The 394-nt window shown below is 54.8% G+C and carries 1 protein-coding gene; it reads right to left on the bottom strand.

What is annotated here, in order from left to right:
• Window positions 1–60: 60 nt before the first annotated feature.
• Window positions 61–394, bottom strand: a 334-nt coding sequence (gene moaC, locus HNV26_RS37710; protein WP_171453078.1) for a cyclic pyranopterin monophosphate synthase, incomplete at its 5' end; no start/stop codon positions are given.

Raw genomic sequence — 394 nt, 5'->3', positions numbered from 1 at the left:
CGGATTTAATTGATTTGGAATTGCCGAAAATTTGGAGCTATGGCTCTCAATACGGAGTATTCACGGAGTCGGGCCGGGCTTTGCGGCGTGAAAGGTGCCGGATTTTCCTCCATGTTTCTCCATCACACGCACATTCTGCACAACCATATTCCGATCCACCGCCTTGCACATGTCATAGATCGTCAGCAGCGCCACCTGCACCGCAGTCAGCGCCTCCATCTCCACCCCGGTTGGCCCAACGGTTTCCACGGTGGCATTACAGCGCACTGCCGATCCCTGTGAATCTAATTCGAACTCCATAGCCACCCGCGTCAACGCCAACGGGTGACACAAAGGAATAAGATCACTCGTCTTCTTCGCCGCCTGGATGCCAGCGATGCGTGCGATTCCCAAC

Source organism: Myxococcus xanthus (assembly GCF_013116825.1).
GTDB lineage: Bacteria > Myxococcota > Myxococcia > Myxococcales > Myxococcaceae > Myxococcus > Myxococcus xanthus_B.
Note: the sequence above shows the minus strand (reverse complement) of the source record. Positions and strands in the feature narration are given on the sequence as shown.